This is a genomic window from Streptomyces sp. NPDC001914 (genome assembly GCF_042891215.1).
GTDB lineage: Bacteria > Actinomycetota > Actinomycetes > Streptomycetales > Streptomycetaceae > Streptomyces.
Map to the genome: position 1 here is coordinate 1 of NZ_JBIASW010000038.1, position 5,211 is coordinate 5,211.

General features: G+C 66.9%; 5 protein-coding genes and 1 rRNA gene. 3 read left to right on the plus strand and 3 right to left on the minus strand.

Annotated elements, in window-relative coordinates; all coding sequences use genetic code 11:
- The first annotated feature begins 157 nt into the window (after positions 1-157).
- From ACFYYF_RS41495 to ACFYYF_RS41505, 3 genes are all read left to right on the plus strand, one after another.
- Positions 158-589, plus strand: coding sequence for a hypothetical protein (locus ACFYYF_RS41495; RefSeq protein ID WP_388784793.1), 432 nt, complete (start codon positions 158-160; stop codon positions 587-589).
- A 187-nt stretch (positions 590-776) separates the two neighbouring features.
- Positions 777-1,544 (plus strand): leucine-rich repeat domain-containing protein, encoded by a 768-nt coding sequence (locus ACFYYF_RS41500; protein WP_388784796.1) that lies wholly within the window; start codon positions 777-779, stop codon positions 1,542-1,544.
- Between the two features lie 823 nt (positions 1,545-2,367).
- Positions 2,368-3,525, plus strand: a complete 1,158-nt coding sequence (locus tag ACFYYF_RS41505) for an ATP-binding protein (RefSeq protein WP_388784799.1) — start codon at positions 2,368-2,370, stop codon at positions 3,523-3,525.
- Positions 3,526-3,603: 78 nt separating this feature from the next.
- Here ACFYYF_RS41505 and ACFYYF_RS41510 read toward each other — a convergent pair whose 3' ends face one another.
- The 3 genes from ACFYYF_RS41510 to rrf form a co-directional block, all read right to left on the minus strand.
- Positions 3,604-4,353, minus strand: a complete 750-nt coding sequence (locus ACFYYF_RS41510; RefSeq protein ID WP_388784802.1) for a hypothetical protein — start codon at positions 4,351-4,353, stop codon at positions 3,604-3,606.
- A 92-nt stretch (positions 4,354-4,445) separates the two neighbouring features.
- Positions 4,446-4,883, minus strand: coding sequence for a hypothetical protein (locus tag ACFYYF_RS41515; protein WP_388784804.1), 438 nt, complete (start codon positions 4,881-4,883; stop codon positions 4,446-4,448).
- A gap of 242 nt (positions 4,884-5,125) precedes the next feature.
- Positions 5,126-5,211, minus strand: a 5S ribosomal RNA gene (rrf, locus tag ACFYYF_RS41520); the annotation flags it as partial.

Here is a 5,211-nt window from a genome sequence, read left to right on the forward strand (position 1 = left end):
GAGGCGCCGTCCCGGAACCAGACCGGCCCCGTGACAACTCGAAGAACTCTACTCACCGGGCAGGGCAGTGTCAACACCCACCTGTCAAGATCTTTTGTCCGCAGCCGGAACCCTCGACGGGCCCCTGTCTGCACAACGTATCTGGAAGGCTGCGGGCATGCATGCTGACGATCAGCTGGGCGAGGGTGTCCCCCTCGAGCTCGCGGTGTTCCTGCGAGAGGCTGTCGACGACCGCCCTGTGAGGATTGCTCCCTCTGTATGCGAGGGGTGCGGCGGTCGTGTCTTCTTCGCTCTGGTCAACGCGTCCGGAGCGGAACGCGAGTGTTCTGCCTGCCGGACCCGTGCCTTCATCGCGGACAGCGAGGAGTACTGGAACGAGGAGTCCTGGGAGGACGACGAACCCGGTGCTGCTGTCTGCCCGTGCGGGAGCGAGGAATTCGAGGCCGCGGTCGCGTTCACGCTCGGCACCGACGGATCGGTCCGCTGGGTGACCGTGGGCCTGCGGTGCCGCGAGGACGGGTTCTGCGGCATCTACGCGGACTGGAAGATCGACTACGGCCCCACCGATCACCTCCTGGCCATGGTCTAGAGGAGCCGGACGCCCGTGCCGGCGCTGTGCGGGGAATCGGTCAACGGTGCCGACACGCAGCGGGCGACGGCCGGCCGTACAGGGCCGGCGCTCGCGGTCGACCGGTGGCAATGGGTCGACGACGGCCGCCAGGACAGCTTGGTGGATTCACTACGCCACCCCACGGCAGCCTCCGTATCGTGACGCCATGGAGGACACGGAAGAGCCGGCGGTCGATCGGTACAAGGGCAGTAGAGGCTGCTCGTGCTTCGACCAGGTGAGGCCTGCTCCACGAGCTCGGGTCGGATTCCACACCGAGCTGCAGGACACCTCCGCCCGTGGCTGGCGCCGTCTGCTGGAGCTGGTCGACGAGGCTGCCGCCGACGGGCGGGAGGAGTTCCGCCCCCTGGCCGAGCTGACTCCGGAAGAACGGCGGCAGGTCATCACCCTCCCGCCGAGCATCGCCAGGCTGACCGCGGTCAAGCACCTCATGCTCTACGGCAGCGACCTGGTCCGGATCCCGCCCGCCATAGGAGCCATGACCAGCTTGGAGGAGTTCACCCCCTACACCTCCTACCAGCTCCACTGGTTCCCCTACGAGATCACGCGCTGTCGGAACCTGACCCGTAGCACGGTGAGCACGCGTGCACTGTTCGGCAACTACAGGATGCGACCCCCCTTCCCGAAGCTTCGCTCCGCTCCGGACTCCGCCGCGGAACGCGGTCCGAGCAGACCGGCACCCCGGCTCAGGAGCCCGATCCAGGCACCGAACTGCAGCGTCTGCGACCGAGCGATCCAGCAGGACGGGCCGCACCAGGTGTGGATATCGCTGCGCGTGGCCACTGACGTCCTGCCCTTGCTGGTCAATGCCTGCTCGCCGGCATGCATCGCCGCGCTGCCCCGTGGCGCTGAGGGCTACATCCCCACACCCCACAAAGGCGGCCGCATCGACCAGCCGGCATGGGAAGAGGACTGACCACTCGCGCCCCATCCCCCCATCTACCCCTCAGAACTCCGCTCGGGACGTGAGGCGTAGAACGATCCCCACCGAGTCGACCTCTCGCCCGTCACCGCCCCTGGAAGGGCTAGAGCACGACCACCAGCCACCCCCGTCGACTGACGCAAGTCGCCCTGCTCCAAAGGCACATGCCCTGGTGGTGGACCCGACCAGAGCCAGTACCGTGCGGGCATGGCGAGCAAGCGGCGGCCGTACTGGCGGACCATCGGGACCCCGACGGCTCTCGTGCTCTACCGAACCGTCGACAGATGGCGGTACGCGATCTACTTCACCCAACCGTCGGGCATCACCGACGGTGCTCTCAGCGATCCAGCGCCCTCGTCCGAGCCCGGTGCCGCGCAGGCCGCCTGCCACCAGATGGCCGAGGAACTCACGCACAGACGCCTGGAGGTGCTCTGGAGCGCATCCGATCAACCGGATTGGGGAACGGCACCGTCACCAGCGCCGGCCCGCATCCACCTGCCTAACCGCATCAGCGCGTCACCCAGCCCGGCGGCCTTCGCGGTCAAAGCCGTCGTCGCCGCGAGCATCCGTGACCGCATCGAGCCGACCCGGAAAACTCCTGAAATTCGGGACCTCGCAAGCGCCCGAAACAACGCCTCAGGCGGCCCTCGAAGCGCCGCGGTGGCATTGCGACGGTGGGGCGAAACGGCCTGCGGCAGGGCGCTCCCGATTGCCCCTCAGGAACCTGTCAGCGACCTCACCAAACATGCTCTGACCTGGTGTTTCCTCGAAAATCTCCTAGGCTGGGCTCGCTCTGTAGGACACCCTCCGAGGGGGCATGGTGGGCGAGGAACCCAAGACGTACGACGCCAGCACGATCGTCGTTCTGGAAGGCCTGGAGGCCGTTCGGAAGCGGCCCGGGATGTACATCGGATCGATCGGTGAACGCGGCCTTCACCACCTGGTGTTCGTGGTCGCCGAGCACGCACTGAACGAGATCCTCGACGGCACCGCCGGCCGTGTCGAGATCACCCTCACCGCCGACGGCGCCATCCGCGTCGCCGACGACGGCACGGGCCTCCCGGTCGAACACGCCGACCACAGCGACGGACCCCCGCTGGAGACCCGGTTGACCGAGCTCTGCTGCGGAGTGCAGCCCGCCAACCGGCGCTCGCTGTTCGGCAGCAACCACTTCGGCGTGGGCCTGGCCGTCGTCAACGCCCTGTCAGGCCGTCTGACGGCCGAGGTACGGCGCGACGGCGCCCGCTGGGTGCTGGAGTACGAACGAGGTGTAGCCGTCGCGGCGCCGGCCCGCACCGGGCCGGCCGACGGCATCGGGACCGCGATCATCTTCTGGCCCGATGCCGAGATCTTCGAGACGCTGGAGTTCTCGTTCGACGCGCTGGCTGAGCGTCTTAAGGAACTGGCCTTCCTGAACCGCGACTTGGACATCACCCTTACCGATGACCGCGACCCTGCGATGCCCCAGGTCGTCCGCTTCCACTTCCCTGGCGGCCTCAAGGACCACATCGCAGAGCAAGGCACCTTCTTCCTCTCGGACCTGATCGGCTTCGAACGCGAGTACTCCGACATGGAGGGAACCGTCGAGGTGGCCCTGCGCTGGTGCGACTCCCGCGAGGAGCGGATCACGAGCTACGCCAACAGCCTGCCGACCCCTTGCGGCGGCACACACGAACTCGGCTTCCGCGACGGCCTGGCGGCCGCGGTCAACGGCTACGCCCGGGAGCAACAGCTGCTCACCCCGTACGACCCCGACTTCACCCCCACCCAGCTCACCGCGGGCCTGACCGCAGTCGTGTCGGTGAAGCTCGATCACCCCGAGCTCGAGGGGCCCACCCGCGGCCGACTGGGCAACGCCCCCGTCCACGCATGCGTCACCCAGGCCGTCCAGGACCACCTGACCACCTGGCTCCACACCAACCCAGCCCAAGCGACTACGGTTCTCACCCGGATCTCAATGACCGCCCGCAACTGACATCAGCACCCCGAAAAAGCCGAAGCCCAGGCCGGGTTCGATCCCCGGCCTGGGCTTCGGCGCTGGTACAAACGCGAATCAGGGAGCCAGTGCTGTCGTCACCCGGGCAAGCCGGCCCGCCGGCAGGGCAAAGCCGTTGGCCGGATTGCGGAACGAGTAGCTGCCGTCGTTGACCCGTCGACCGTCCCCGTCTTCGGTCCAGTGCGTGGGGCCGCAGGGACCTTGGCCTTCCAGCAGAGCGGCCGCAAGTTGTTCGGGGTCCTCGACCGCGGTTCGGGCCCGCAGCGCCACGACCAGACGTCCGACGGCTGCGGCGGGTACGGCGGCGTCCCCGAATGCGGGCAACAAGAGCAGTAGGCGACTGTCCGGGTCAGTGGTGGAGCCGCCCGTCGAGCCGTTGTCCGCGGCTGCTGTCAGCTCGGGCCAGGACAGGCCGGGACCCATGAAGTGACCGTCGTCCTGGGCGAGTAGTTCGGCGCGGTCCCAATCGGGGTGGTGCAGGAGGTAGTCGGTGCCCGGGTCTTCTTCATGGTTGCGGTAGACGATGTGCAGGCGACCCGCCGTGACTGGAACAGTGAAAGTGGGCCAGACGGCGCGTCTGGACAACTGGCGGTGGAAGTCCTCCGCTGCGTCGTAATCCGCGCCGAACAGGAGCTCTTCGGCCTCCTCGCTCTGCACGCATGAATGGAGGTGTCCCAGCCAGAACAGAGGCTCGTCAAGAAGCTCGGGAAGGTGGGCGAGAGGCCCACCGTCGTAGCCGGGGATCCGCTCTAGAGGCATGTCTGCACTGTTCGTCACGGGGCTCATCATGCCGCTGCCTTCTGACATCGCCGTAGGCAAGCAGTCGTAGGCGGCTGCCACCGACGCGGTTGCCGCAGCACCACTGAGGCTGAACCCGATTCTCGGGGCAAGCCCTTCAGCTACAACTCACACCACTCGCCCAGCGGGCCGGCCGCCCATGTCTGGGTGAAGTCGTGCACGAGACCCCACGCCCGATCGATGTCCAGGACAAAGTCGCCCGTGAACGCAGCGAGGTCGTCCATGATCAAGACCTCGACCTCGGCACCCGCCGGCACTGAGCCGTCTCCAACGAGCAGAGACATCCGCTCGGTGTCACTCATCAGATGGATGACCGCGTGATCATCTCGGAAGCCGAGGATCAGCACCGGGAACTCCCTGGTCGGTGACCGGACTTCGACGTACCCCAGACCAAGAGAACGCAGATCGTTGAAGCGGTCTGACAGATCCTTCACCTCTGAACGCCTCTCGACCGGATGGAACAGCCCCGATTCCGGTGACGTCGCCGCCCACACCACGCTCATCCAGCCCCCCTCTTCCTCACTCAGGTCATCGCCCACGAACCAAGGCGAAGTCCCCCGCTACCGGACACAAGCAAGGCCGGCCATCGACGGCTTGCCCTCGGCACCGTGGCCCAGGCTCTGGCACCGCGAAGTGCTCGGGAACTCCGTCAGATCATCAGCCGGCTCGACGCGGCCTGGGATATCTGAATTTTCGCCTCGGACGCCCCTGGAAAAAATTGTTCCTGAACGCAGAAAACCCCCGGACCGGTATCCCCGGTCCGGGGGTTCTCTCACAATTTGTTCGGCGGCGTCCTACTCTCCCACAGGGTCCCCCCTGCAGTACCATCGGCGCTGTGAGGCTTAGCTTCCGGGTTCGGAATGTAAC